24 protein-coding genes are annotated in these 24,577 nt (G+C 62.9%); 2 read left to right on the top strand and 22 right to left on the bottom strand.

The window, feature by feature from the left end:
- Positions 1–25: 25 nt before the first annotated feature.
- From hemL to QYQ98_RS07005, 13 genes are all read right to left on the bottom strand, one after another.
- Positions 26–1,366: a glutamate-1-semialdehyde 2,1-aminomutase gene (hemL, locus tag QYQ98_RS07065; RefSeq protein WP_302006175.1), complete on the bottom strand. Its 1,341-nt coding sequence runs from the start codon at positions 1,364–1,366 to the stop codon at positions 26–28.
- A 236-nt stretch (positions 1,367–1,602) separates the two neighbouring features.
- Positions 1,603–2,301 carry a hypothetical protein gene (locus QYQ98_RS07060; RefSeq protein WP_302006174.1) on the bottom strand — a complete coding sequence of 233 codons (699 nt, stop codon included), beginning with the start codon at positions 2,299–2,301 and terminating at the stop codon, positions 1,603–1,605.
- Positions 2,302–2,372: 71 nt separating this feature from the next.
- A complete protein-coding gene (locus QYQ98_RS07055; RefSeq protein ID WP_302006173.1) occupies positions 2,373–3,116 on the bottom strand; it encodes a DedA family protein in 744 nt (247 codons plus the stop codon).
- Between the two features lie 35 nt (positions 3,117–3,151).
- Positions 3,152–4,570, bottom strand: coding sequence for a protoporphyrinogen oxidase (locus QYQ98_RS07050; RefSeq protein ID WP_302006172.1), 1,419 nt, complete (start codon positions 4,568–4,570; stop codon positions 3,152–3,154).
- Positions 4,570–5,631, bottom strand: a complete 1,062-nt coding sequence (gene hemE / locus QYQ98_RS07045; RefSeq protein WP_302006171.1) for a uroporphyrinogen decarboxylase — start codon at positions 5,629–5,631, stop codon at positions 4,570–4,572. The genes QYQ98_RS07050 and hemE overlap by 1 nt, the downstream gene beginning before the upstream one ends.
- A 33-nt stretch (positions 5,632–5,664) precedes the next feature.
- The gene (locus tag QYQ98_RS07040) at positions 5,665–8,442 is read right to left on the bottom strand and encodes a cation-translocating P-type ATPase (protein WP_302006170.1); all 2,778 of its coding nucleotides are present in this window, start codon (positions 8,440–8,442) and stop codon (positions 5,665–5,667) included.
- An 87-nt stretch (positions 8,443–8,529) separates the two neighbouring features.
- On the bottom strand, positions 8,530–8,991 hold the full coding sequence (locus QYQ98_RS07035; protein WP_302006169.1) for a hypothetical protein: 462 nt from the start codon (positions 8,989–8,991) through the stop codon (positions 8,530–8,532).
- Positions 8,992–9,074: 83 nt separating this feature from the next.
- A complete protein-coding gene (locus tag QYQ98_RS07030; RefSeq protein WP_302006168.1) occupies positions 9,075–9,716 on the bottom strand; it encodes a hypothetical protein in 642 nt (213 codons plus the stop codon).
- A gap of 7 nt (positions 9,717–9,723) precedes the next feature.
- Positions 9,724–10,782, bottom strand: coding sequence for a porphobilinogen synthase (gene hemB / locus QYQ98_RS07025; protein ID WP_302006167.1), 1,059 nt, complete (start codon positions 10,780–10,782; stop codon positions 9,724–9,726).
- Positions 10,783–10,821: 39 nt separating this feature from the next.
- Complete coding sequence (locus tag QYQ98_RS07020) at positions 10,822–12,564, bottom strand: uroporphyrinogen-III synthase (RefSeq protein WP_302006166.1); 1,743 nt, start codon at positions 12,562–12,564, stop codon at positions 10,822–10,824.
- Between the two features lie 181 nt (positions 12,565–12,745).
- Positions 12,746–13,630, bottom strand: a complete 885-nt coding sequence (hemC, locus tag QYQ98_RS07015) for a hydroxymethylbilane synthase (protein WP_302007720.1) — start codon at positions 13,628–13,630, stop codon at positions 12,746–12,748.
- Positions 13,631–13,667: 37 nt separating this feature from the next.
- Positions 13,668–15,080 (bottom strand): glutamyl-tRNA reductase, encoded by a 1,413-nt coding sequence (locus tag QYQ98_RS07010; RefSeq protein WP_302006165.1) that lies wholly within the window; start codon positions 15,078–15,080, stop codon positions 13,668–13,670.
- A 115-nt stretch (positions 15,081–15,195) separates the two neighbouring features.
- Positions 15,196–15,444: a glutaredoxin family protein gene (locus QYQ98_RS07005; protein ID WP_302006164.1), complete on the bottom strand. Its 249-nt coding sequence runs from the start codon at positions 15,442–15,444 to the stop codon at positions 15,196–15,198.
- 116 nt (positions 15,445–15,560) lie between these two features.
- Between QYQ98_RS07005 and QYQ98_RS07000 the strand changes: the two genes are divergently transcribed.
- Positions 15,561–16,601 (top strand): HAD family phosphatase, encoded by a 1,041-nt coding sequence (locus QYQ98_RS07000; protein ID WP_302006162.1) that lies wholly within the window; start codon positions 15,561–15,563, stop codon positions 16,599–16,601.
- Positions 16,602–16,617: 16 nt separating this feature from the next.
- Here QYQ98_RS07000 and QYQ98_RS06995 read toward each other — a convergent pair whose 3' ends face one another.
- The 6 genes from QYQ98_RS06995 to QYQ98_RS06970 form a co-directional block, all read right to left on the bottom strand.
- Entirely contained in the window at positions 16,618–16,953 is a 336-nt protein-coding gene (locus tag QYQ98_RS06995; RefSeq protein WP_302006161.1) for a hypothetical protein, read from the bottom strand.
- 92 nt (positions 16,954–17,045) lie between these two features.
- Positions 17,046–17,147, bottom strand: coding sequence for an AURKAIP1/COX24 domain-containing protein (locus QYQ98_RS06990; RefSeq protein ID WP_003855542.1), 102 nt, complete (start codon positions 17,145–17,147; stop codon positions 17,046–17,048).
- Positions 17,148–17,568: 421 nt separating this feature from the next.
- Positions 17,569–17,760, bottom strand: a complete 192-nt coding sequence (locus QYQ98_RS06985) for a helix-turn-helix domain-containing protein (protein WP_076598083.1) — start codon at positions 17,758–17,760, stop codon at positions 17,569–17,571.
- A gap of 225 nt (positions 17,761–17,985) precedes the next feature.
- Positions 17,986–18,807: a pyrroline-5-carboxylate reductase gene (gene proC, locus QYQ98_RS06980; RefSeq protein ID WP_302006160.1), complete on the bottom strand. Its 822-nt coding sequence runs from the start codon at positions 18,805–18,807 to the stop codon at positions 17,986–17,988.
- Between the two features lie 51 nt (positions 18,808–18,858).
- Entirely contained in the window at positions 18,859–19,863 is a 1,005-nt protein-coding gene (locus tag QYQ98_RS06975; RefSeq protein ID WP_302006159.1) for a hypothetical protein, read from the bottom strand.
- 12 nt (positions 19,864–19,875) lie between these two features.
- Positions 19,876–20,805 (bottom strand): Ppx/GppA phosphatase family protein, encoded by a 930-nt coding sequence (locus QYQ98_RS06970; RefSeq protein WP_302006158.1) that lies wholly within the window; start codon positions 20,803–20,805, stop codon positions 19,876–19,878.
- Positions 20,806–20,839: 34 nt separating this feature from the next.
- Between QYQ98_RS06970 and QYQ98_RS06965 the strand changes: the two genes are divergently transcribed.
- Entirely contained in the window at positions 20,840–21,721 is an 882-nt protein-coding gene (locus tag QYQ98_RS06965; protein ID WP_302006157.1) for a hypothetical protein, read from the top strand.
- On the opposite strand, the gene QYQ98_RS06960 is transcribed toward QYQ98_RS06965, so the two are convergent.
- The 3 genes from QYQ98_RS06960 to QYQ98_RS06950 are packed head-to-tail and all read right to left on the bottom strand — an operon-like array spanning position 21,718 to position 24,483.
- On the bottom strand, positions 21,718–22,416 hold the full coding sequence (locus tag QYQ98_RS06960) for a response regulator (protein WP_302006156.1): 699 nt from the start codon (positions 22,414–22,416) through the stop codon (positions 21,718–21,720). The genes QYQ98_RS06965 and QYQ98_RS06960 overlap by 4 nt on opposite strands.
- 40 nt (positions 22,417–22,456) lie before the next feature.
- Positions 22,457–23,728, bottom strand: a complete 1,272-nt coding sequence (locus QYQ98_RS06955; RefSeq protein WP_302006155.1) for a cell wall metabolism sensor histidine kinase WalK — start codon at positions 23,726–23,728, stop codon at positions 22,457–22,459.
- 8 nt (positions 23,729–23,736) lie between these two features.
- Entirely contained in the window at positions 23,737–24,483 is a 747-nt protein-coding gene (locus QYQ98_RS06950) for a phosphoglyceromutase (protein WP_302006154.1), read from the bottom strand.
- Positions 24,484–24,577: the final 94 nt, after the last annotated feature.

The following is a 24,577-nucleotide window of genomic DNA, read 5'->3' as shown; positions in this document are numbered from 1 at the left end:
TCCGCCCGGCGTTCTACCTGGTCTCTTAGGCGTCCGGCATAGCCGCCGCCGCCGCGGCAGCTGCCGGTTGCAGCGCCTTCTCGATCTTGTCAAAGTCTGCATCGGTCAAGGCCGTGGACACAAACCACGTCTCAAAGGCGCTCGGGGCAGCGTAAACCCCAGCGTCGAGCAGCGCGTGGAAGAAAGGCGCGTAACGGAAGGTATCCGCCGCCTTCATGTCCGCGAAATTGCGGCCTTCGCCTTCCGCGAAGCGCACGGACAGCATGGTCGCCGCGCGCTGAATATTGTGCGCGACACCCGCACCGTCGAGCGCTTCATGCAGCAAGGTGGCCAGCCGGTCGGCGTTGGCGTTCAACTGCGGGTAGATCTCCTCTGAGGCAATGCTTAGCGACGCCTCACCTGCCGCCATCGCCACCGGATTACCCGACAGGGTGCCTGCCTGGTACACGGGTCCGGTCGGGGCAAGCTTCTCCATGATTTCCTTGCGGCCGCCGAAAGCCGCCGCGGGCAGGCCGCCGGAAACGACCTTGCCAAAAGTGGTCAGGTCCCCGGCGACCCCGTCGACGCCGAACCAGCCGCGGTAAGAAGTGCGGAAGCCGGTCATCACCTCGTCGATGATCAGCAGCGCACCGTCTGCGTGGGCAATGTCCTTCAACGCCTGGTTGAAGCCCTCGTCCGGCGCGACAGTGCCCATATTTCCTGCGGCAGCCTCGGTGATGATCGCGGCGATCTCACCGGGGTGCGCGGCGAATGCCTCCCGAACGGCCGCGAGGTCGTTGTAGGGCACCACAATCGTGTCCCCGGCCTGGGCACCGGTCACGCCCGGGGTGTCGGGCAGGGCGAAAGTGGCCACACCGGAGCCGGCGGATGCCAGCAATGCGTCCACGTGGCCGTGGTAGCAGCCCTCGAACTTCAAAATCTTCGGCCGCCCGGTGAATCCTCGGGCCAGACGCACAGCAGACATGGTGGCCTCCGTACCGGAATTGACCATGCGGACCTGCTCCACGCTGGTCCGCTCCACGATCTGCTCCGCAAGGACGACCTCGGCCTCAGTCGGGGCGCCGAAGGACAGGCCGTCCTTCAGGGCCTTCTCCACCGCTTCCACGATTTGAGGGTGAGTGTTTCCGTGGATCATCGGCCCCCAGGAACCGACTAGATCGACGTAGGAGTTCCCGTCGACGTCGATAAGCGTCGAGCCGTGCGCTTCCTTAATGAAGCGCGTTTGCCCGCCGACCGAACCGAAGCCTCGCACCGGCGAGTTCACGCCGCCGGGCGTGACCGTTTTCGCACGCTCGAACAGCTCGGCGGAGCGGGCGGTGTTCTGCGACGTCGGGGCGGTGGGCAGATCAGAAGCAGAAGAAGTCATGGTCCCGATTCTAGGGCAGAGCCTCCCCAAAGCTGCGAACCCCGGATCGACGATGCAACCCACCCAGAACCAGAAGCACAAAGGTCTTTGTGCCGGTGCCGTACATGTCGACCCACGTGCGCAGGTCCCCTCGTCAGAAGAGCTAGCGCGCCCCTATGTAGGACCAATGCATTGATGGATGGATGATCTAACCATCCTGAAATTTTCCACTGCATTCCCTTTCCCGATTTGATCCGTTAGTCCTGCTGTCTTTTCCTTCGCTGGTATTCCGCGTACGTCTTGGGTCCAGGTTGTTTCTTTAGCCATCGCCACTCTTGCTGAATCTCATCTCGTGTCATTTCACTGTTCGCCGGGTCAGCTCTCAGATCCGTAATGAAGTTATTCATCCGTGCAGAAGGAACCTGCGGCAGCCTTCCTTCCTGATGCATGAGTTTGCTCAAGTGATCGACCACGTCTTGATACGTAAAGACCCTTTGACGTTCCTGTTGTTTTCGCCTCCAGTCGTTGAGCCAGTACCACTGACCAGACTTCTTTTTGATGCCCGGTGAGGAACTGCGCACCGCATGGAGAAGAAACTCCTTAGTCTCCTTGTCATCCACATAATTTCGGACCTGTTCATCTAGAGCTAATCTGTCTCTTTCTTCTCCTTTGTTTCTTGGCAAGGTCGGTTGGCTAGTTGGAACAACACCGGTCTCAAGGAATGATCTGATCAGATCTTCAACCTCGAACTTCCTACGGTTTCCTACAGAAATGCCGATCTCTCGGGCAAACCGCTTCAACTCTGCAGCGTAAAAGTAGCCATCATCGAATTCCTTTACGCTCATGTCCCGTCGCAGCGCAGCGTCACCACGCTTCTTTGTTGGTTGCACACTCAAAGGTCTGCCCTTCCATGAAATATTTGGCCGCCTTGCGTCCGAATAAACCTTCGAAGGCATGGAGGTAGATTACTTTTCCCCGAACGCGCCGGTTTCGCCCCGGCCGCGGCGGACTGACCGACCTACACGCCCTACGCGTTTTTCGATTGCCGCCTGAACACGCCGACGAATACGACGACGAGCAGGCCGATGGCGATCCAGTTGGCCACTTTGGCGTACTGCTCGAGGACGAACACAACGGGTTCGCCGATCATCCACCCGAGCCAGAAGTAGAGCAGCGTCCACGCGGTCTTGGCCACGAAATCGAGCACAAGCATCTTCTTCACCGACATGCCGGTGGCACCCGTCATGACCAGCACCACGAACTTGATCGGCAGCGGGATGGGCACATAGGCGATGAAGATGGCCACCCACCCGAGTTTGTGAAACCAGCCCTCGACGCGGTCGATGTTCTTGGCCATCCGTTTGGAGTTTTCCGCCTGGACATCGAGAATGCCGCGGCCCCAGAGTTTGCCGGCCCACCAGTAGACCCAGTCGAATTTGATGGCCACCAGCGAGCCGATGAGGACGTACCAGATCCAGCCGGACGCCTCCCCCACCGCGGCGAGGGCGCCGGTTGACGCCGCACCGATTCGGGAGCCCGTCAGCGCCAGCAGAATCGGCGGATCGAGCCCCAGCAGCCACGCGCGCAGCGGAATGAGAGCCAAGCCGAAGAGCCCGACGAATCCGAACCACCCCAAGCACCAGTAGTCCTCTTTGGTGGGCTTGGAATTCCACGGCATGCCGGGCTCTTCCCACCATTCGCGCTCCGCTTCGTGGGCGGATGGTTTGTTTTCCGGTTCTGTCCGGTTTGGTTCCTGGCTGTCCTGCGGCATGGTTTCTTAACCTACCGCGTCGACGGTGCGCATCGTCAGCTAGACAGGCTCCGCGCAACCTCGCGGGCATGCGCAATCACAGCGGGCACGCCGACTCCGCCGGCCCACGCACCGGTGACGGAGATCCCGTCGACCTGCGCAAGCTGCTTTTCGACGTCCGCGACGGTCTCCACATGCTTCTCGTCGAAACGCGGGAGCCCGCCGAACCACCGCTGAACGTAGATTTCTTCCAGCCCTGCCTCGCGGCCGTCGAAACCGGTAATGGTCTGCAGGTCGTCGAGCGCCCAGTCCACGAGGTCGTCTTCGTCGGCGCGGATGGCGATGTCGTCGCCGAAACGGCCGAAGCTGGCGCGGACCAGCGCCCCGCCGCGCTCAGCGAGGTGCGGCCACTTGCGGGAGGAGAAGGTGAACGCCTTCGCCTGAACGTCCTGCGCACCGGTGGCCACCAACACGCCCGAGTTCTCCGGCAGGCCTGCGTCTGTGGCGAAGCGCATGCCCACCACCACTGAATTGGCCAGCTTCACGGTGGACAGCGTGCGAGACGCTTCAGGTGCGACCTGTTTCAGCAAAAGCGCGGCAGTCGGGGCGGGAACGGCCAGCACGACGTGGTCGTAGACGGTGTCTTCCCCTCCCTTCAGCCGGAAGCCCGATTCCACCCGCTCGATCCTGGAGATGAACGCGTCGATGTAGATGTCGGCGCCGGACTTCTCCGCGAGCTCCTCGTAGAACTCCTGGTACCCGTTGCGGAATGCGTTGAACACCGCTCCGTGGCCGGTGGGCAGCTCCTTGCGCTTGGCCGCTTGCCGCTCCTCCAGGTTGCGCACCGCCGTGGAAAGATGGATGGACCGCTCCGGCGACTCCGCGGCGAGGCGGTCGAATTCGGCCGCCAGCTGCGGAATGGTGGCGCGCACCCCGAGGTCGTCGGCGGTGCAGGAATAAACCCCGCCGAGAAGCGCGGACACCACATTATCCACCACGTCGTCGCCATAACGCTCGCGCACGAGCGCACCGACGTTCAGATCCCCGTCCTGAGGCCAGTAGAAGCCGGGACGGTCGGATTCGCCGTCGATACGCTGCGCTGTCTCCTCGGAAACCAGGTGCGCGACGCTTGTCGACGACCCCGGGATGCCCATGATGCCGCCTGTGGGGAGCTGGCGGGCTTCACCGTCGATCCACACCAGAGAGCGCAGCCCGGACGGTTCGACGAGCGAATCCTGCAACCCCAGTTCCGTGAAAAACTCGACGGCATCCCGGCGTCGCGCCATGAACGCCTCCGCCCCCATGTCCGTCGGCCCCGCCTCGAAGGCGACGGTGTGGAGCTTGCCGCCAATCCGGTCGGTGGCCTCATATACGTCGACCGTGGGCGTGCCACCGTCCGCACCGAGCTTGTGCAGTTCGTATGCGGTGGTCAGGCCAGCCAGTCCGGCGCCGATGATGGCGATCTTCTGTGGCATTATTCTCCTGCCTTACTGCCGTCATGAATGATCCGGACGGCTTCCGTGATGGCGTCGGGGTCGGTATCCGGCAGCACGCCGTGGCCAAGGTTGAAGATGTGGCCTGTTGCGGTGCCTGCCTCGAGTGCCCGTGCCGCCTCCCCTTTGATGCGGTGGATCTCTTCGCGGAATACATCGGCCCCTGCGAAGAGCATTGCCGGGTCGAGATTGCCCTGCAGGACACACGGGGAGGCGAAGCGCTCCGCCGCGCGGTCGAGCGGCACGCGCCAGTCCACACCCATCACCTCTGACCCGGCCTCCGACATGGCGCCGAGTAGCTCACCAGTAGTCACGCCGAAGTGGATACGAGGAATCTCACCCTTGACGGATTCCAGGATCTCCGTCGAGTACGGCAGGACGTGCCGGCGGTAATCCGCTTCGGTGAGGAAGCCGGCCCAGGAATCGAACAGCTGCATCGCATCGATGCCAGCCGTGACCTGCGTCCGCAGAAACGCTGTGATGGTGGGCACCAAGCGGCGCATGAGCTCGTGCCACGTCTCCGGGTCACCGTGCATCATGGCTTTGGTTTTCTCGTGATTCTTGCTCGGCCCACCTTCAACCAAATAGCTGGCCAGGGTGAACGGTGCGCCGACGAAACCAATGAGTGCCTGGGTGTCGTTCAATTCATCCAGAATGTGGCTGATGCCCTGGGCGACCTCGTCGACCTCGTGGTCGAGGACCGGCAGATTTGCCACGTCCTCCCTCGTCCGCACCGGCTGGGCCATCACGGGGCCGCGGCCAGGCACGATCTCCACATCCATGCCCGCAGCTTTGAGCGGCACAACGATGTCGGAGAACAGGATTGCGGCATCCACATCATGGCGGCGCACCGGCTGAAGCGTGATCTCCGCCAGCAGTTCCGGCATGAAGCACGAATCGAGCATGGCGATGCCTTCGCGCACAGCGCGATACTCCGGCAGAGAACGTCCGGCTTGCCGCATGAACCACACTGGGGTCCGGGATGGCGTGCGGCCGCACGCGGCCTCCACAATGGGGGCTTGGGTCAGCTCACGTCTGGTCATGCAGTCCATTGTGACCCATTGGGTCCCCGGGTGTCACAACCGGCTGACCCGCGGGAAGCGGCGGGCGCGCATAGACAGGACCTCGATGAGCAACGAGGCACCTAGCATGAGCACCGTCGCCACGATCGGCGGGATGGCGCCGGCTGCCGCGGCAACGAGCACCGCGATGTTGTAGCTCCACGCCAGGAACTGATTTCTGTCGATGAGCGCGCTCACGCGCCGCGCATGGACAATCAACTGCGGCACGGCCATGACATCCTCGCGCAGCACCACCGCCGACAACTTCCGGCGACGCTGTTGGCCGGTCTCGATGTCGTCGGCGGTGGCGTACATCAGGCTCACATTCGCCGCGCGCAAGGCCGCGGTGACAGTGTTGTCGCCGACAAGGGCCACTCGAGCTCCGCCGGCGCGCAGGTTGCGGATCGCCCCCGGTTTGCGGTCGTTGGTGATCCCGGCGAGAACTGTGGAGATACCCAGGTAATCAGCGAAACGGCGCGCTACTGGGTAGGTGTCGCGGGTGAGCATCACCGTTTCCAGGCCGCGGGATTCCAGTGCCATGACCGCCTTGTCCGCGTCGTCCTTGTACGGGTCGAACAAGGTGATCACACCGCGGTCTTTGCCTTTCCACCCCACCACAATCGGAGTCCCGCCGGAGGTAGCCGCGACAGCTAAGGCACCGTGCAGATTGGACATGTTCACTGGACGCCACAGACGTGCATCCACCTGTGCGACGGTCTCGTGCCCCTCCTCGTCCACATACGTGAGCGACACACGCCCGGTCATGTCCCCGCTCGGCTCCTCCTCCATGCTGACGAGCTCGTAGCGCATGGGCATATCCGGTTCGTGGTCTGACTGGGAACGCGCCTCGCGAGCCCCCTGCACCAGAGCGCGCGAATAGGGATACGCCGATTCCATAGACAAGGCACCCGCGATACGCAGCACCATCTCCTCGCTCTCGCCGTCGAGAACGGTGACGGATTCGACGAACATCTTCGATTCTGCGAGCGTGCCCACGCGGTTGAACACCACGGTGTCCACCGCGTCGAGGTTGCGCAGTGTCTCGCCCTCGCGCAGCAGCATTCCATGGCGGGCCGCCGACTCCACCCCAAGACGGAGCGCCAGAGCCGGCGACAGCGCAAGCGCGGGAGGAGCAACGCCGGACAACACGGCGAGGGCCGTGCGCAAAGCGGCGTTGTAGTCGCGGGCAATCAACCCCCACAGAATGAAACTGAGGAACGCGACTGTCATCGCAATTGGGAGAAGCAGCGCCGCGCCGCGGGCGTATTGCACCGACGCGTGGCGTTGGCGGCGCTCCACGTCGCTCAGCCAGTGCCGCACAGCGTGCCAGCGGGTGGCGTGGCCGGTGCGCTGCGCCCGGACCTTGATCTCTCCCTCGAGAATGACGGACCCGGCGTACACCACGGAGCCGACCTTGACGCTGGTCGGCTCGTGCACGTCGATGAGCCCGGGCCGGAGCTGTGCCCGCCCGCCCATGATCTTTCCGTCCACGGGGATGACGTCTCCGCGGCGCACCACAATGTCGTCGCCGCGGTTGATCTCCGACACAGGAATTTTTTCCTCGGCACAGTCGGCCGCGCCGCGTTTCTTACAAATTCGGGTGTACTCGGTTTCGAGGTCGAGGGTGGCATCCGCCAGTTCGTCGATAAGCAGCGTGCGCGCGCGGATCGAGTACCTCCTGCCGATGAGCAGCAACGCCGTGATCCCGCACGCGACGTCGAGGAACAGCTCAGGTCCACCAGCGGTGCCTTGTGTCGTGGCGAACCACGAGAATCCGGAATGCCAGCCCCGGTGCCCGGTGGGCGCTAACGCAATGACTGCAGCCGACCACACATAAGCAATGATCACGGCAATCGAACTCGCGCCGTCCAATGCGGCAATGCCGCGCCGGACGCCGCCGAGCATTGCCCGGTGGAAGGGAAAAGCACACCACGTGACTACCGGCGTAGCCAGGGCAAGCGAGACCCACTGCCAGCCGTCGAATTGCGCGGGCTCAACGTAGGCCAGAACCAGCACCGGGACCGTGAGCACGAGAGCGAGCCACATTCGGGCCGGAGTGACAAGATCACGGGCGGTGTACAGAACATCGTCGTGTTTCTCTTGCCGGCGGGGCTGCCCGTACCCGGCGCGGCGGGCTTGATCCAGCGAGCGTGCCGCCAAACGGCGCCGCCGGCGAATACGTGACGGCATGTCTTTGACAGGCTTGCGCCGTGTATGGTGCTCGGCAGTCTGCGCCCTGGCCGCGTAGCGCAGCAGGGACGTTTCCGACATCGTGGCGGCCACCCCGTACTCCGCGAACAGTTTCACAATGACGTCCGGGCTCATATCGTCCGGAGCTGTCACCCACGCCGTGGCAGTGGGGTGCACAATCCGGCACTGCACACCGTCGAGTTTCTCCACCGCCGCCTCAATCTTGTCCACATCCGGGACAGCAGGCAGGCCCTCCAACAAGAAGGAATAGGACACGTGGGGCCGATCCGGAAGATCGCCGAGCGCGGCCCATCCTGAGTGGTCCGTGCCGTGCGGTGCGCCGCCAATGGCAAAACCTGCCTTACGCGCCGCCTCGTGCGCGTCTTCAATGGAGCGGCCCAGCTCACCGGTTTCAGCGGTATCGCCCGGTTCCGCCGCATCGGCGACCTCGACGGTGCCGGCTGCTTCCTCCGCGCTTGCTGGGGAGGCGCCCTCAGTGAGGCCGCCTCCCGGTGCTCCGGAACGGCCCGCTTCTTCTACGTCGTCGGTGCCGCTGGAATTCAACGGTTCTTCGAAGTTGCCGTTGTCCGCTCCCTGTGCCACTGTTTCACCCCTTTCCAAGCAGTCGATGTGTCAGCCGGCGACGCCGTAGCCAATTCTTGGCGGCGCCACATTGCCCAGTTGCCGGAACTAGAATCGCGGGCTCATCTTATCCACGAAGGCATTTGAATCTTGCCGGAACGCAAAGAGCATAGCGAATGCCAGCAGGATGACAATGCCCATCGCCGACCAGGCTGTCATCACTTGCGCCCAAAATGCGGCGAGATTGAGAAACAGCGCCAAGCCCGTGAACCCAGCGGCCCACCGGCGGGCCTTCTTACTTCCCCGGCGGAAGAAAGCCGCGGCAGACACCAGCAGCACCGCCAGCACGATATTGCCGATGGCCGCCACCCGCATGTTGGTCATGTAATAGCCGCGCACCGCCTCATCGGCCCCTTCGGGGAGTCCTTGCCTCAATAGGAGCATTGCTGTGAGCAGCATGAGCACTGCCGCGGCACAAATGAGGTAGAAAGCGACCTGCAAATTACGCGGCCACTCGTCACCGACCTGACCGGAGTAACGGCGGTTCGCGTCATCCGGATGGCTGGCCATCGTGGGAAACATTCCGGGCATGGTGGTGTGGGACTCCCGATCAAGACAAGGTCATGTCAGTGCATGACAAAGTGTTGGTGTTGCTAGGCAACAGGACTGGAATCATTATGGTTGCCCCGCCCGCCTTTGGCATCTTGCTTAGCAGACCATTTCTTCGCCTCGTCCTGTGACGCGAAGATCAGCCCGCAGATCGCCGCCACGCCCGTGATGATCTGGATAACACCGTCAAGGGCCACCACAGCAGTCGGGATTTCGTTGGTACTGGCACCGACGACGAGGAAGACGGTGATCATGCGCAGCACGAAGAAAGCGGAAAACACCATGAGCAATCTCACCGCGTTATCTGCCCACTTCTTCTGCCGGGCCACGGCGTTGAGCGCAGCCGCCAGCAAGAGAACGAACGCCAGCATGAACAGCCCCATCAACGTTATCGAGGCGTAGACGATCAGCGAGATCTGATCGTTGGGAACCGCATCGCCGCCGACCGTCTTGTTGGCCTCCCGTGCGGACTCCATCAACGCCGAGGGATTCAGAAATGCCATGGCAATGCTGAACAGCTGGTGGATCAGCTCGCCGCCGAGCATGACCGCCCACGCGAAAAGCAGGTAGCGCACGGTCTCCGGTGGCTGATTCGGGTCAGTCGGATTCCGCCCCGCGCCTGTTCGTGCCTGAGCAGGCCCACCGCCCGGATTCGCGGGCAGCATGCCCGGATTAGGTACCGTCATCGCACGCTCACTTCCCCTGCGCGGAGCCGCCGGCCAGAATGCGGGCCGCATCAAGCGCAAAATAGGTGAAGATCTGATCCGCACCGGCGCGCTTGATAGCCATGAGGGACTCCATCATGGTGGCGTCGCGGTCGGTCCAGCCGTTGGCGCCGGACGCCTGGATCATCGCGTATTCGCCGGAGACCTGGTACGCCGCAACCGGAACCGGGGATGTCTCGGCGATCGCGGCCAGCACATCCAAGTACGGCATGGCCGGCTTGACCATCACGAAATCCGCACCTTCAGCGACGTCCAGCTCAACCTCCAACAAGGATTCACGGACATTGGCCGGATCCTGTTGATAGGTGCGGCGGTCCCCCGTCAATGACGAACCCACCGCGTCGCGGAACGGCCCGAAGAACGCGGAAGCATACTTCGCGGAATAAGCCATGATCGCCACATCCTGCCATCCCGCATCGTCGAGTGCGGCCCGGATAACCTCGATCTGGCCGTCCATCATGCCCGAGGGACTGACAATGTGGGCACCGGCCTCCGCCTGGGAGACCGCCATCTTCGCGTACAGGGGCAGCGTCGTGTCATTGTCCACCACGTGGTTGCCGTGGGCATCTGTGGTGAGCACACCGCAATGGCCGTGGTCGGTGAACTCGTCCAGACAGGTATCCGCCATGATGAGCAGATCGTCGCCGAATTCCTGCCGCAGACGGGCCACACCACGGTTGAGAATTCCGTCCTTAGCCCATGCCTGGGACCCCTGCGCATCCTTGTCCGCGTCGCGCGGCACACCGAAGAGGTCCACGCAGGGCACGCCGAGCTCTACGGCTTCCCGGCAGATTTCCACCAGGGAGTCCATGCTGTGCTGGTACACACCCGGCATCGAGGGAATCTCCCGCTTGCCGCCGCTTTCACCGAGATCGTCGGCGACGAAGAGCGGCAGAATGAAATCCGTTGGGTGCAGCCGGTTCTCGGCAACCATCGCCCGCATGACGGGGGAACGGCGCAACCGGCGGGGACGGCGCACTGGACCAGAATTGAGGGAATTTAGAGCTGAATCAGACACGGCCCCCATTTTAGGAAGTTCGTGGTCCGGGCGAAAATGATGCAGAAGCTAGAAGCGGCGGGCCCGGCGCTTCTTGCGCGGCGGCGGCAGCTGGCCGGAGGCCCGGAGGCCCGCGACGTGTTCGGCCAGAGCGTCGACGAGGGACGGAACGTCGGCTACCTCGGGCACCAGGTCGACCCGCAGGCCCTGCTCCTTCGCTTCGGCGGCCGCCATCGGTCCGATGCAAGCGATGATGGTGCGGGAGTGGGGTTTTCCGGCAATGCCCACGAGGTTCTTCACCGTCGAGGCGGAGGTGAAGCACACCGCGTCAAAACCGCCGGTCTTGATCATGTCGCGCACCTCCGGGGCGGGCGGGGCGGCGCGGACTGTGCGGTACGCGACAACGTCGTCGACTTCCCAGCCGCGCTCGACCAGGCCGTCCACGAGTACATCAGTGCCGATGTCCGCGCGCGGCAAGAGCACGCGCCCCACCGGATCGATTTCCTCGACGTATTCCGGGAAGACGTCGACGAGCCCCTGCGCGTTCTGCTTCGTGCGGTGCGGCAGCAGCTCGGGAGACATGCCGCGCGCACGGATCGCTTCAGCGGTCTTCGTTCCCACGGCGGCGAGGTGCACACCCGCGAACGAGCGTGCGTCCAAGCCGAGCTCCTCGACTTTGTCCCACACTGCGTTGACGCCGTTGACCGAGGTGAACACGATCCACTGGTAGCGGCCCTCGACGATGCCCTTGATCGCGCGGTCCATTTGCGCGGGATTTCGTGGTGCCTCCATTGAGATTGTCGGCACTGACTGGGGGATAGCGCCGTACGAGGTCAGGCGCGCATTCATTGGTCCGGCTTGCTCCTTCGCGCGCGGCACGAGTACGCGCCAGCCATACAGCGGCCGGTTCTCCCACCAGGAGTACTTCGAACGGTCGTCGACGACAGCGCCGATCGTGACTACGAGGGTGCCGTCCAGATCAGCATCCAGCTTGCCGACGGTCCCCAGCGTCGCATCGAACGTTCGCTGCAAACGCGTCGTGCCGTTGACCGTGACAGTCAACGGAGTCGACGGGCTATAGCCACGCGCGGTGAGCTCCTCAGAGATGACCGGGAGATGACGCGCTTCGCCCTGCAGCACCAGTGGTTGGGGAGCTGCAGCGAGCCCGTCCCAGTCGACGGGCTCATTGCCCAAGTCAGCCTCAGTGTAGGTGGAGCCCAGACCAATTCCGGCGAAGGACGGCACCGTCGACGGAAGCGACATTCCCGGCACCACCTGGAATTCCAGGCCGGCGGCAGCTACGGCGGAGATCTCCTCCATGATCGCGTTACGGGTCAGCGGGTTGCCCGCCACAAGACGGATCACGTCACCGTCGCCCGCTTCGCCACGGTCGATCGCGGAAGCCGCCTCATCCAGAGCCGTTTCGAGCGGCGCAACAATGCCCTCGCCTTGGGGTGCAGCCTCGGACAGCTCCGCAGCCGTGGGATCAGCCGGCTTCGGGGGTTTGCGGCGCGCGCCGGCCTCCTTGGCTTTCGCGCACATGTCCTCGTAGGCCTCCTGCGCGGCTTTCAGCTTTTCCTCCGGAACCGGAAGAGTAGAGCCGACGACGTCACGCACACCAGCGGACACATCCGGATCCACAACGGCGACGGCGTTGCGCTCGAGAACTTCGCGGGCGCGGATAGTGAGCAAATCAGGGTTGCCCGGACCCGCGCCGACGAAAACGACTTTCCCCTTCGGGGTCGGAGAAACCGAGGGGTCGGCGGAAGACGCGTTTTCACCCGCGGACAGTGGCATGGCGGCACTCGTCATTGACTCAAATCTTTTCTAGCCAGATCGCGACAAAAATTACTTACAAAGCTGCACATCGCGCCTGCTGACGACCCCCGGAAACACGCAAGGGGGACCACATGGGAAGCGGCGCTGACGGCGTATGGTAACTACACCTTAATTTAGTGCGCCGAATTCCAGAAATTCCCGCGGGAACTGGGGCTTAGAGGAAGCGGGCAGCGCCACCGCTGAAAAGCGCTTTCGCGACCTCGCGTCCAAGCTCCACCGGGTCTGCACCCGTGGCCTCCTCGATGAGCTGGGCGGACCCGTCGAGCGCGAACACGCCGCCCCGCAAGGTAATCTGCCCGCCGTCGATCGTCGCGGTCGACGCCACCGGTGCCGTGCAGCCCGCCTCGAGTTCAGCGAGCACCGTGCGCTCGGCGGTTGCGCACAGCGTGTCGTCGGGGCTAGCCAGCTTATCGACGGCACCGCGTGCGTACTCGTCGTCCACCCTGCACTCCACCGCTAAGGCCCCTTGTGCAGGAGCCGGCATGACCTCGTTCGGGTCGAAGACCTGCGTGGCGCGGTCGCCCAAACCCACGCGGCTCAAACCGGCGTAGGCCAGGACGACTGCGTCCAGCTCGCCGCTGGTGACCCGGCCCATGCGTGAGTCGATATTGCCGCGCAACGGCTGGATATCCAGATCCGGCCGGATCGCTTTGAGCTGGGAAATCCGCCGCGGCGCTGATGTGCCCACCCGCGCACCCTCGGGCAGCTCCGCCAGCGTCATACCGTCGCGGGCGATAAGCGCCTCCCGGCGATCCTCACGCACCGGAATGACCAGGTGCGTGCGCGGCTCATGCGCTGTGGGCAGGTCCTTGAGGGAGTGGACAGCCACATCCGCTTCCCCATCGAAGATGGCCTGGCGGATCGCTGTGGTGAACACGCCCACGCCGATGCGCTCCACGGGTGCCTGGCTCAGATCGCCCGCGGTCGTGACAATCGTGAGCTCGGAGGCGTAGCCGGCACTGATTAGCGCGTCGCGCATATGCCCGGCCTGGGTGCGGGCGAGCTGCGACCCCCGTGTGGCCACGCGCAACGAGCGCAATGTGGTCTCCGTCCCGCCGGTTGGAGCGGTGGGCGTGTCAGTCACTATCGTTTCCTTTCTCGCAGAACCCGGACAAGGAATTCTTCTCGTAACCACCGGCGGGTGCGATACCGGGGCCGGGGCTCGTGCCTCCGCCAGCCAAACCCGTGGTCGTGTCTTTGCCTCCGGTCAGGCCGAACAACTCCTCGATGGCGATTTCGTAGCTGACTTCGGAAGGCGAGGCCGCCAATTCCTTGATCTTCACCGTCGGCTGGTGGAGGAGCTTATCTACCACCCGTTTCACAGTCTTGGAGACCTCGTTGAAGGAAGCTTCGTCAAGCTCCGGCATACGCGCGCGCAGCTTCTCCAGCTCGAAGTTAGCGGTCTCGGCTGCGTTGACACGCAGCTGGGTCACAATCGGTGCGACATCACGGACGCGCTGCTCGCTGGTGAATTCCACCGTCTCCTGGGTGACAATCTCCTCGGCACGGCGACGGGCTGAACTGCCCTCTTCTGTCGAACCGGGGTTGACGTCGTCTTCCCCGAGCTTCGCGTGCAAGGCCTCGATATTGATCAATGAGACCCCGTCGAGTTCGCTCACAGCGTCGTCGATGTCGCGCGGCAGCGAAAGATCCACCAGCGTTGTCGGACCCGAGATGTCCTCGGCCGTCAGGGTGAAGCCGTCACTGGCGGTGGCAGACACGGCAATGTCGGCGCGCGACAAGGCCCCGGCGCGGGCTGAGAAGTCGACCACTTCGGCCGCGACCCCGGCTTCGCGGGCGTGCTCGGCGAGCCGCTCCGCACGCGAACGGGTGCGGTTGGCAATGATGAGCCGATCCACGCCGCGCTTGCCCAGATTGGTCGCCGCCAGCGACGACATCGCCCCGGCACCGAGGACGAGGGCGGTCCGCCCCGACAGCGAGTCGGACGGATCCATGCCCATGTTCTTCATCGCCTCATCGAGAGCGAAGGTGACCATGGAGGCTCCCTCTTCGTCGATCGCTGTCTCCGAATGAACGCGCTTTCCGGTGCGAAGCGCGGACTGGGCCAGCGCGTGGAGTGCCGGACCTACGGTGCCACGGTCCGAGGCGTCCTGGTAGGCGGCGCGAACCTGGCCGATGATCTGCTGCTCCCCCACCACCATGGAGTCCAAGCCGGAAGCGACGCGCATCAGATGCTCGACAGCGGCGTCGGCGTAGCGGACGTACAGATACCCGCGCAGCTCGGCGGCCTCCACCCCAGAGAATTTCTCTAGGACCCGCAGCACATCGTTGACACCAGTGTGGAATGCATTCGTGACTGCGTAGACTTCGAGCCGGTTGCAAGTGGAGATGATCATCGCCTCAGACAGGCTCGGTTGCTGGATGAGCGCGGACGCGGACTTGGTCTGCACGGATTCGTCCATGCTCAACCGCTCCAGCAGCGCCACAGGCGCCGACCGGTGGGACATGCCCACCACGAGAACGCTCACGAAATCTTCCTCCAGACCAACTCACTCGACTTACAGCACATTAGTTGCACCCCAAGTCAACCCAAAGACTACCCCCGCCTGACAGTGTTGCTGAAAACACCTGCCCGAGCCGGGGTCACCCGCGAGAGACCCCTAGCTCTGCGGCGAGTTCCTCATTGTCCACTTCCCAGCAGGCAAATTCCTCGTCGTCAACAAGGATCACCGGAACCCGGTCGCCGAACTCGTGAGCGAGCTCTTCACACGAGTCCACATCCACCGTTTCCAACCGCGCCCCAGCCGCAGCCACGACGGGGGTGATTTGCTCGACCACCCGCGAGCAGGATCCGCAAGTTTGCCGGACCATCACGTGCACGGTATGTGCCATCTAAAGGGGCTCCTTCTCGTCGATACGCGCCTGCAAAGGCATACGATGGTTACTTAGGTTTATTCAGGCTACCCGCCGACCATCTAGAGCACACGCGGAAAGGAGACCACACAGCCGTGAGCCCCGAAAACGGTTCCCTCCCCGGCCGCGAATATCTCGCCCAGTGGTCCATCTCCAGAGGAAACCTGCGCCGCTTCATCGAAGAGACTGCGCTTCCGCCTATCGACGACGACCATCAGCGCGCCGCCGGCGAAGCCGCCGCCGAAGCAGCGATCGAGGAGACCTTCGGCATCGGGATCGAGCAGTTCGCCACTGGTGTCGATTCTGTCTCCGGTGCTGCGGCGACCGCTGGCGGCATGCGCCTGACCCAGCCGGATCCTGACATCCCCCAGAACGCGAGCGCTGCCGCTTTCTTCGACGTGGACAACACGCTGATTCAAGGTTCCTCGCTCATCCTGCTCGGGATTGAGCTATTCCGACGCAAATTCCTCACTCTGAGGGAAATCTTCCCGTACTTTGTGGCGCAGATCCAATACCGCGTGTTCGGCTCGGAGCTGCCCGATGCCATCGGATCTGGACGCGAAATGGCCCTCAATTTTGTGAAGGGCCGAGAAGTCGAGTCGCTTAAAGAGATCTGCAGCGACATTGTCGACGGCAGCTTGATCGACCGCACCTACGCGGGAACCCGGGAGCTCGCAGCCATGCACCTGGCCGCCGGCGAGCAAGTCTGGTTGGTGTCAGCCACCCCGGTGCAAGTGGGACAATTCCTGGCCACGCGCCTGGGGTTCACGGGTGCCCTCGGCACCGTCGCCGAAGAGAAGGACGGGAAATTCACGGGACGCTTGGTCGGCGACATCCTTCATGGCCCGGGTAAAGCTCACGCTGTCGCTGCACTCGCTGCGATCCAAGGCCTTGAGCTCGCCGAATGCACCGCCTACTCGGATTCCGCCAACGATATTCCGATGCTGTCAATGGTGGGCACCCCCGTGGCGATCAACCCGGACAAAACACTCCGTAAGCATGCAGAGGAGCATGGCTGGCTCATCCGCGACTACCGTCCTGTGCGCCGTTTCGTCCTGAGCTGGCTGCTCCCCGCAGGCCTCGCCGCAGTCGCCGCCGGGGCATTCGTGGCCCTCCGGCGGCGCAAGCGGGGTTAGATTAAGCAGCCCTGTCTTAGTCCTCGATCCGCTCGGAGGCGCCCGCGGTCTCAGCCGGGCGAATCTCGCGGTCCTCGGCCTTCATGGCGTAGTCCGGGGAGTAAATGCAGTGCGTCTTACCAAAGACGGACGGCATGCAGTAGTTATTGTGGTCGCACAGCGTGCGGTACTGCGGCTTCTCCTGGATCTTCTGGATCATGTCCGGCTCGCGCAGCAGTGCGCGGCCGATTTCGAAGAACTCGAAGCCCTCGTTGTAGCCCTTCTCAAAGTGCTCGCGCTGGGTCAGGCCGCCAAGCAGAATGAGCTTGGAGTTGTGGACCTTGTCCAGGAACTGGCGCGCATCCTCATGCAAAGCACCCTCCCGCCTCGCGCGCCCCGAGTGGGGCGAACACGGCGAAAGGGTGCGTCTATGAAGGCCGTCAATGCGCGGCCTGCGGCGAAGCTCTACTTGCCGAGCTTACGACGCTGAACGCGCGTACGGCGCAGCATCTTGCGGTGCTTCTTCTTGGACATGCGCTTGCGGCGCTTCTTGATCACAGAACCCATCAGGTTTCCTCACTTTTCCTCTGTCGTACGTACAGTTCCCTACCGCATCCGCCACCTGGACCGGCGGCGCGTCCGGGGTGCACTCCCGGAACGAGGCTAGGCGGGCAGCCCAGCGTGCACGGCACGAATACTGCGCAAATTCTACCGTCCTGGCTGGGCAAAACCAAAAACAACCCCGGCGGATCCACGCCCGCCGCGGCTGGTCCTCGACACGACCGCGCCCGAAAACACGCCTTGAGACACACGTGCACACAACAGCGGCGGCCCGCGCCAGATGCCTTGAGAAAATCAACACCGTTTTCCCGAGCATGAACCCGGAAACAGCTGCGACCTACTGTTGCAGAAGAACCGGTCGCGGGGGTATGTCGATTTTTTCAGGTTGTCGGCGCGGACCGCCACTGTAAAAGGCCGGGCAGCCGGCTTATCCCACGTCGTAGACGGAGGATTCCAGGTACTCGCTGACAGCGGTCTCGTTCACGCGGAACGAGCGGCCAACGCGCACTGCCGGCAACTCACCGGAGTGGACGAGGCGGTACACCGTCATCTTGGAAACACGCATGATTTCCGCCACTTCGGCCACCGTCAGAAACTTGCCTTTATCTTCATTTGCCATGTGTTCAATCATCCTCCAGCACTGTGGCGCGCTGTAGGCTTCCCCTCCCACAGGACGTACACGCACGTGCCTAGAACAGCCTAGCGTGAAACCCGTGTCACATGCGACTCAATAGCCGGAAAACCTTAACTTTGTTCACAGTTCCCTCTCGGCTCTCTGGAATCGCTGACTCCACTGCCAGCTCAAACAGCGAGCCGATGAGCCGGCGAACCGGGGAAAGAATTTCTAGCGTTGTTTGCCCATCTCAGCCGCGCGTGCAGCCGCGGCTTCCGTCGCACGGTAGAACGCGCCGCGGACACCGGATTCCTCCAGTTCCCGGATTGCCTTCACCGTTGTACCGGCCGGGGAGCTCACCCCAACACGGAGCTCCACCGGGGTCTTGCCGGAGTGTGCGAGCATCGCCCCCGCCCCCTCCGCAGTAGCGGATGCCAGAACTGCGGCGGTGTCGCGGGGCACGCCGAGGCCGACAGCCGCATCGACGAGAGCCTCTGCCACAAGGAAGAAGTAGGCGGGGCCGGAGCCAGAGATGGCCGAGGCTGCGTCGATAAGCTTCTCGGGCACGACGACAACTTCGCCTGTCGCTCCCAGCAGGTCCGTGACCAACTCCCGTTGATCGTCTTCCACGAACCGGCCGAAGGAGACGACGCACACACCTTTGCCCACCTGCATCGGGGTATTCGGCATGACGCGCGCGAGCGGAGTTCCCGCACTGTGCACCGCGTCCGACATCGCTTCAAGCGTCACACCCGCCGCCATCGACACAAGAACCGTCGACGTGTCATTAGCCGCGATTGCCTCGGACAATTCCTCGATCATCTCGGCCACGGCGTACGGCTTCACACAGAGAAAACAGACCTCCGCATCCGTCACCGCCTCAATATTGTCGTCTGTGGTGATAACGCCGTAGCGCTGCGCTAGTTCTTCCCGGCGCGATTCCGTGCGGTTCGTCGCCGTGATGGTCTCCGGGTTGACGCCGGAAGAAACAAGGCCGGAAATCAGGGCTTCCCCGATATTTCCGGCACCAATGACTGCGATGGAGGTGCTCATGCACCCAAGAGTGCCACAGCAGCCCCGCAGGAGGCTACCGCGGCAACGCCGTTAAACAGCGGTGACGAGGGCGGGGCCGAACGTCATCGCGGCGCCGGCGAGCGCGGCGAGAGTCATCGTCAGCGCATCCCGCCCCGTCTTCATTGCGCGGACAAGCATCACAACACCGCCTGTCACAGCAAGCGCGAGAACTCCGGCGAGGAACGGGTTCAGCGAGGACCACAGGTACTGGAAGCCGAGGAACATCAGCACACCGACGACGAGGCCGGCGAACACGAGCAAGACCAGCATGATCGGGTTGACGCTGTTGTCCTCGACCTCGGCCGGTGCATCGTTGCGGTACACCGGCTCTTCTGGCAAGTGCTCGTCGCGCACCACCGGGCTTTCCTGCGTGACTTCCGAGTCAGCTTCAGGCTCACGGAAGGCAGGCTTAGCGACGTCGCCCCTCTCCTTGGTCAACGTCCCGCCCTGCTGTGACTGATCCGCTGCCGGACGGTCACCGAGAGAAACCACCCGACTGATCTGGCCGGTCTGTTCCGTCTTCGACGGCTGAGGCGCAACTGCCTTGAAGCTGTCACGGGATGCCGCCTCCGCCTTCGGTTGTGTCATGGGCTGGGCGGGTCTTTCCGGGACCGGTGACTTCACCGCCGGCTTTGCAGGCTTCTCGACCGGTTTCGGCTGGGCCGGTGCGGCCTTCTCAGCCTGCGTGGTCGTGGTCGTCTTGTTCTCCGGTGCGGCCTTTTCCGGCTTCACGTCGATCTTCTTGGACGCGGCTGGTTTCGGAGCGGATTGCGTGGACGGAGCGGATTGCGACGGCTGTGGGGGCTGTGCAGGCTGAGCGGGATCAGCTGGCTTGGCATCCGAGTCGATCGGGACAGAAGAGTGCTTGACCTCAGCGGGGCGGGCATCGACAGCTTTGAGGGATCCCGTCAACTCGGCGACGGACACGCCGCCCTCGTCGAGGCTGCGCCGACGACGGCGGCGCGGCTGGGCATCCGGGTTATCCTGCTGTGCCCGGGCCATCAACTCCGCAACGGTCAGTTGCTTATCAGCCATCTCGTCGTCTCCTTAGTTCTGACCTTTATCAATCTGCCGGAGAATCACGCCCTCGCGCAACGCCCACGGACAGATCTCTAACTTATCAAGATTAAGGGCACGCATCGTCGCTTCCGCCACGAGGGCCCCCGCAACGATCTGGTGGGAGCGGTCGGAGCTGACCCCTTCCAGTTCCGCACGGTCGGATGCCGTCATGCGGGTGATGAAAGCGATCAGTTGGCGCAAGCCAGGTGCGGTGAGCGTGCGCTTGACGTATGGCCCAGCCGAAGAAGGGGCGGAACCCGTCAAACGCGCAAGTGTCCGGAAAGTCTTGGAGGTGCCCACCGCGAGCCCGGCTTCACCCTGGTCGAGGAAGTCGTCCGCCACGGAGGACAGCTCAGCATCAATGTAATCCCGCAGAGTGTTGACCATCTTCTTTTCCGGCGGGTCGGTCTCGAACCATTCGTGGGTCAAACGCCCGGCCCCCAGATCCAGAGAGACCGCCACATCGGGCACCTCGTCGGTGCCGGTGGACATTTCCAGTGAGCCGCCGCCGATATCCAGGTTGGTGATGCGGCCAGCTGACCAGCCGTACCAGCGGCGCGCGGCTAAGAAGGTCAGGCGAGCTTCGTCCTCACCCGAGAGCACGCGCAGTCGAACACCGGTCTTCTTCTCCACGTGATCAAGCACGTCGTCGGAGTTCGTTGCGGATCGCACGGCCGATGTCGCGAAAGCGAGGAATTCCTCGCACTTCAGGTTACCTGCCAGATCGGCAGCTTCCTGCACAGCCTCCGTCAGCTTCTTGACACCCTTGTCATCGATGGCACCATTTTTGTCCAGCATCTCCACGAGCCGCAAAGGCTGCTTCCAGTCGCTCATGGGGGTCGGGCGTCCGCCACTGTGGGCATCTACCGCCACGAGATGGACAGTGTTGCTGCCCACGTCCAATACACCTAGTCGCACAGAATCAACACTAGACCGTCTACCGTGGTCCAGTGTGAACCAACCTGTATTTCTGGGTTTTCCGAAGGATTCTCCCGCGGGAAAATCGATCCGAGCCGGGCACGAACTGCCCCCGGATTTTCCCCGTGAATGGCTCGAATTCACCCACCCCGACGACCCGCACCACTATTTCAGTATTGACCTGACGTGGCTGGAATCCACCTGGTCATGCCGCTTCGGCACACCTGAATGCCGAGGTATTTCCAGCGAGCTGCCGGTTGTCGGGTGCTGCATTCATGGCGCATACCTGTCGGACGAACACGATCGGGATGACCTGTACAACGCCGTCGCCGAAATGCCCGCCAAGTACTGGCAGTTGCGCCCCAACGACGTGGACAGCTACATCGCCGCAGCCGACCCGGTGGAACTCGAACCATGGCTTGAATGGGACCTTGAATGGGACGATGACGAAGAAGAGCCCTCACTGAAAACACTCGTCGTGGACGGTGCCTGCATCTTCGCTAACCGCCACGGCCACCCCACCGGCCCCGGATGCGCCCTACACCAATGGGCCATGGCAGAGGGCCGCAACATCATCGGCTCAAAACCTGAGGTGTGCTGGCAGGTTCCGTTCTCCCGGGAAGACGAGTGGCAGGAGCGTAGCGACGGCCAGGAGATCCTCCGCACCACCATCGGCGAATACGACCGCCGGCAGTGGGGTGACGGCGGCGAAGACTTCGACTGGTGGTGCACCAACGACCCTGTCTGCCACTCCGGTAATTCCACGCCGGTGTGGCAGTCAATGCGGGACGAGCTCGTCCAGCTAATCGGCGAGAAGCCGTACGCGATCGTCGAAAAGCACTGCCGAGCGCGCGCGGGCCTGCCGGCGGGAGCGAAGTCAGTCCACCCGGCGACCGCGGCGAAAAACGACGCTTAGGCCTCGAATTTGTAGCCCAAGCCTCGGACAGTGATGAGCTGCTCCGGGCGCGACGGCTCTTTCTCAATTTTCGTGCGCAGACGTTTGACGTGCACATCGAGGGTCTTAGTGTCGCCCACGTAGTCGGACCCCCAGATCCGGTCTATGAGCTGGCCGCGGGTAAGAACGCGGCCGGTGTTACGCATCAAGTACTCAAGCAGGTCAAACTCCTTGAGCGGCATCGGAACCGGAGTGTCATCGACAAAAACAGTGTGGCGCTCCACATCAAGCCGGACACGCCCGCCCTCTAGCACATTGTCCGACGGGGCCTCGGCTTCCGGCTCAGCCACGTCGGAGCGGCGGCGCAGCACCGCCCGAATACGGGCGATGAGCTCGCGGGTCGAATAAGGCTTAGTCACGTAATCGTCCGCACCCAGCTCAAGCCCGACCACCTTATCGATCTCGGAATCGCGGGCAGTGACCATGATGATCGGAACGTCGGACGTGGCACGCAATTTCTTGCACACGTCGGTACCTGACATGCCCGGCAGCATGAGATCCAGCAGCACTAGGTCCACGTTGTTAGCGGCAAAGTCGGTGAGAGCAGTTTGGCCATCTGCAGCGACGAGGGCGTTGAAACCCTCCTTCTCCAGGAGATAAGCGAGCGGATCTGCCAGCGATTCCTCATCTTCGACGATCAGGATGGTCGTTGTCATGTGCGATTCCTTAACCTTCTCTAGCCTTCACTAGCCTGCGCTAGCCTTCATGGTCCTGCGGGTGCGCTGCTGTGCGGCTCACCCGGCGGGCCTTCTGCGTGCCCGGTTCGTCTCCGCTCACGGAGCCGTCCAAATCCGCAATCTCGGTCGGGACCACCGCTGATGCGAGCTTATCCGGGGCGAAGACCGGCAGTTCGATCGTGAACGTGGACCCTGTTCCAAGCCGCGACCACAACTTGATATTACCGCCATGATTTGCCACCACATGCTTAACGATGGCTAATCCCAGCCCCGTCCCGCCGGTTTGGCGCGAACGAGCCTTGTCCACCCGGAAGAACCGCTCGAACACCCGTTTTTGGTCCTCTGGTGCGATGCCGATGCCGCGGTCGGTCACACGGATAAGAACCACTGAATCCCGCACGACCTTCTGGGTCACGCTCACCGGGTGGCCTTTCGGCGAGTAATTGATCGCGTTGGAAATCAAATTGGACAAGGCAGTGACAAGCATCGACTTGTCACCCATCACGTGCGTGTCGCAACGCTCACCGCGGGTCAGCTCGATCTCGTGGCCTTCCGCTGAGAGCTGGTTACGCTCCACCGCCTCGTCGATAATGTCGTCCACGCGCACAGGCGCCATTTCCGGCAAAGCTTCTGCACCCTGCAGCTTCGACAGATTGATCAGGTCGGTGATCATCGCACCCATCCGGCGTGCCTCTCCCAGCAGCTTCTCGCCGAAATAAGTGACCAAGTCGGGGTCACTTGGGTCTTCCAGCAGCGCTTCAGCCAACAGAGACATGCCGCCGACAGGGGTTTTCAGCTCGTGCGACACGTTGGCCACGAAGTCGCGGCGCGCGGCTTCCATACGCACGTTCTCCGACTCGTCCATGGAATAAACGATGATGTAGTCGGATTCGGACAGCGTCAGCGGCTGGGCCACCGCGCTGACATTGTTCACGCGGCTCCCGGTGAACCGGTGCTTCAGATTCATGTCCAAAACGCGCGCTTCCTTGTCTTGGAAGACTTTCTTGCCCACGTTCCACACTTCCGGGTTCAAGGTGCGGTCGTGCACGATGGACATGTGGTGCGCTGCCGAGTTGGACAGGATCACTTCACCCTTGCGGTCGACAACGGTGATACCGGTCGGCGACCCTTGGATGACTAAATGCAGGATTTGGCTGACCGTGCGGACTTTCGTGTCGTCGACAGTCGCCTGCGCACGGTTTCGCCCCCGCCGCTGACGGAACCAGCCGGCTCCAGCTGCGGCGAGGGCAGATACCAACGCTCCCGCAAGAAAAGCGGTCACGGTGCTCACGAAGCGTTCTACTTATTCCCCTGGTTTGCCACTGCAGCTGCGCCTTCGGCCGCAGCTTCCGGGTCGAGGTAGGTGCCGCCCGGGTTGATCACGTTGCCGTCAGCGTCGAACTCGTAAACCAGCGGCATACCCGTCGGGATGTTCAAGCCGGCGATGTCCTCGTCGGAAATGTTGTCCAGGTACTTCACCAGAGCGCGCAGAGAGTTACCGTGCGCGGCGATCATGACGTTCTTTCCGGCGAGCACCTGCGGCAGAACAGAGTCGATGTAGTACGGAGTGAAACGCTCCACCACGTCCTTGAGGCACTCGGTGCGGGGCACCTCAGGCAGGAAGTAATAGCGCGGGTCATCGGTCTGCGCGTACTGGTTGTCTGGTTCGATCTCCGGGGGCGGAGTGTCGTAGGAACGGCGCCATTCCATGAACTGCTCTTCCCCGAATTCTTCGCGGATCTCAGCCTTGTTCAGGCCTTGCAGTTTGCCGTAGTGACGCTCATTGAGACGCCAGTTGCGCTCGACCGGGATCCAGTGCCGGTCAGCCTCGTTGAGGGCAATGTTGGCGGTACGGATAGCTCGGCGCAGCAGGGAAGTGAAAACGATGTCGGGGAGGATCCCCTTTTCCTTCATCAGCTTTCCTGCGTTGACAGCTTCAGCTTCGCCTTTTTCGGTCAGGTCGACATCGACCCATCCGGTGAACTGGTTGGATTCGTTCCACTTGCTTTGACCGTGGCGGACAAGGATCAACTTTCCATTGCTCATGGCCTCCAGCATGCCAGTTTCGCGCGCCTTCCGCTGCCAAAAATGAGTGTTCTGTGGCCTCAACTGGAACAACACGATTCACAGGATTGCCGTG

This window comes from Corynebacterium sp. P3-F1 (assembly GCF_030503635.1).
GTDB lineage: Bacteria > Actinomycetota > Actinomycetes > Mycobacteriales > Mycobacteriaceae > Corynebacterium.
The sequence above is the reverse complement of the archived record's forward strand: the minus strand, read 5'-3'. Positions and strand labels throughout refer to the sequence as shown.

Excerpts from the sequence above, each read along its gene's own strand:
- hemE (WP_302006171.1), bottom strand. The coding sequence starts at position 5,631 with ATGACCAGACGTGAGCTGACCCAAGCCCCCATTGTGGAGGCCGCGTGC.
- QYQ98_RS06985 (WP_076598083.1), bottom strand. The coding sequence starts at position 17,760 with ATGGCAAATGAAGATAAAGGCAAGTTTCTGACGGTGGCCGAAGTGGCG.
- QYQ98_RS06975 (WP_302006159.1), bottom strand. The coding sequence starts at position 19,863 with ATGGCTGATAAGCAACTGACCGTTGCGGAGTTGATGGCCCGGGCACAG.
- QYQ98_RS07020 (WP_302006166.1), bottom strand. The coding sequence starts at position 12,564 with ATGACGAGTGCCGCCATGCCACTGTCCGCGGGTGAAAACGCGTCTTCC.
- hemL (WP_302006175.1), bottom strand. The coding sequence starts at position 1,366 with ATGACTTCTTCTGCTTCTGATCTGCCCACCGCCCCGACGTCGCAGAAC.
- QYQ98_RS07030 (WP_302006168.1), bottom strand. The coding sequence starts at position 9,716 with ATGACGGTACCTAATCCGGGCATGCTGCCCGCGAATCCGGGCGGTGGG.
- QYQ98_RS07055 (WP_302006173.1), bottom strand. The coding sequence starts at position 3,116 with ATGCCGCAGGACAGCCAGGAACCAAACCGGACAGAACCGGAAAACAAA.
- proC (WP_302006160.1), bottom strand. The coding sequence starts at position 18,807 with ATGAGCACCTCCATCGCAGTCATTGGTGCCGGAAATATCGGGGAAGCC.
- QYQ98_RS06960 (WP_302006156.1), bottom strand. The coding sequence starts at position 22,416 with ATGACAACGACCATCCTGATCGTCGAAGATGAGGAATCGCTGGCAGAT.
- QYQ98_RS06990 (WP_003855542.1), bottom strand. The coding sequence starts at position 17,147 with ATGGGTTCTGTGATCAAGAAGCGCCGCAAGCGCATGTCCAAGAAGAAG.
- QYQ98_RS07005 (WP_302006164.1), bottom strand. The coding sequence starts at position 15,444 with ATGGCACATACCGTGCACGTGATGGTCCGGCAAACTTGCGGATCCTGC.
- QYQ98_RS07060 (WP_302006174.1), bottom strand. The coding sequence starts at position 2,301 with ATGCCTTCGAAGGTTTATTCGGACGCAAGGCGGCCAAATATTTCATGG.
- hemB (WP_302006167.1), bottom strand. The coding sequence starts at position 10,782 with ATGGGGGCCGTGTCTGATTCAGCTCTAAATTCCCTCAATTCTGGTCCA.
- QYQ98_RS06950 (WP_302006154.1), bottom strand. The coding sequence starts at position 24,483 with ATGAGCAATGGAAAGTTGATCCTTGTCCGCCACGGTCAAAGCAAGTGG.
- QYQ98_RS07050 (WP_302006172.1), bottom strand. The coding sequence starts at position 4,570 with ATGCCACAGAAGATCGCCATCATCGGCGCCGGACTGGCTGGCCTGACC.
- QYQ98_RS07035 (WP_302006169.1), bottom strand. The coding sequence starts at position 8,991 with ATGGCCAGCCATCCGGATGACGCGAACCGCCGTTACTCCGGTCAGGTC.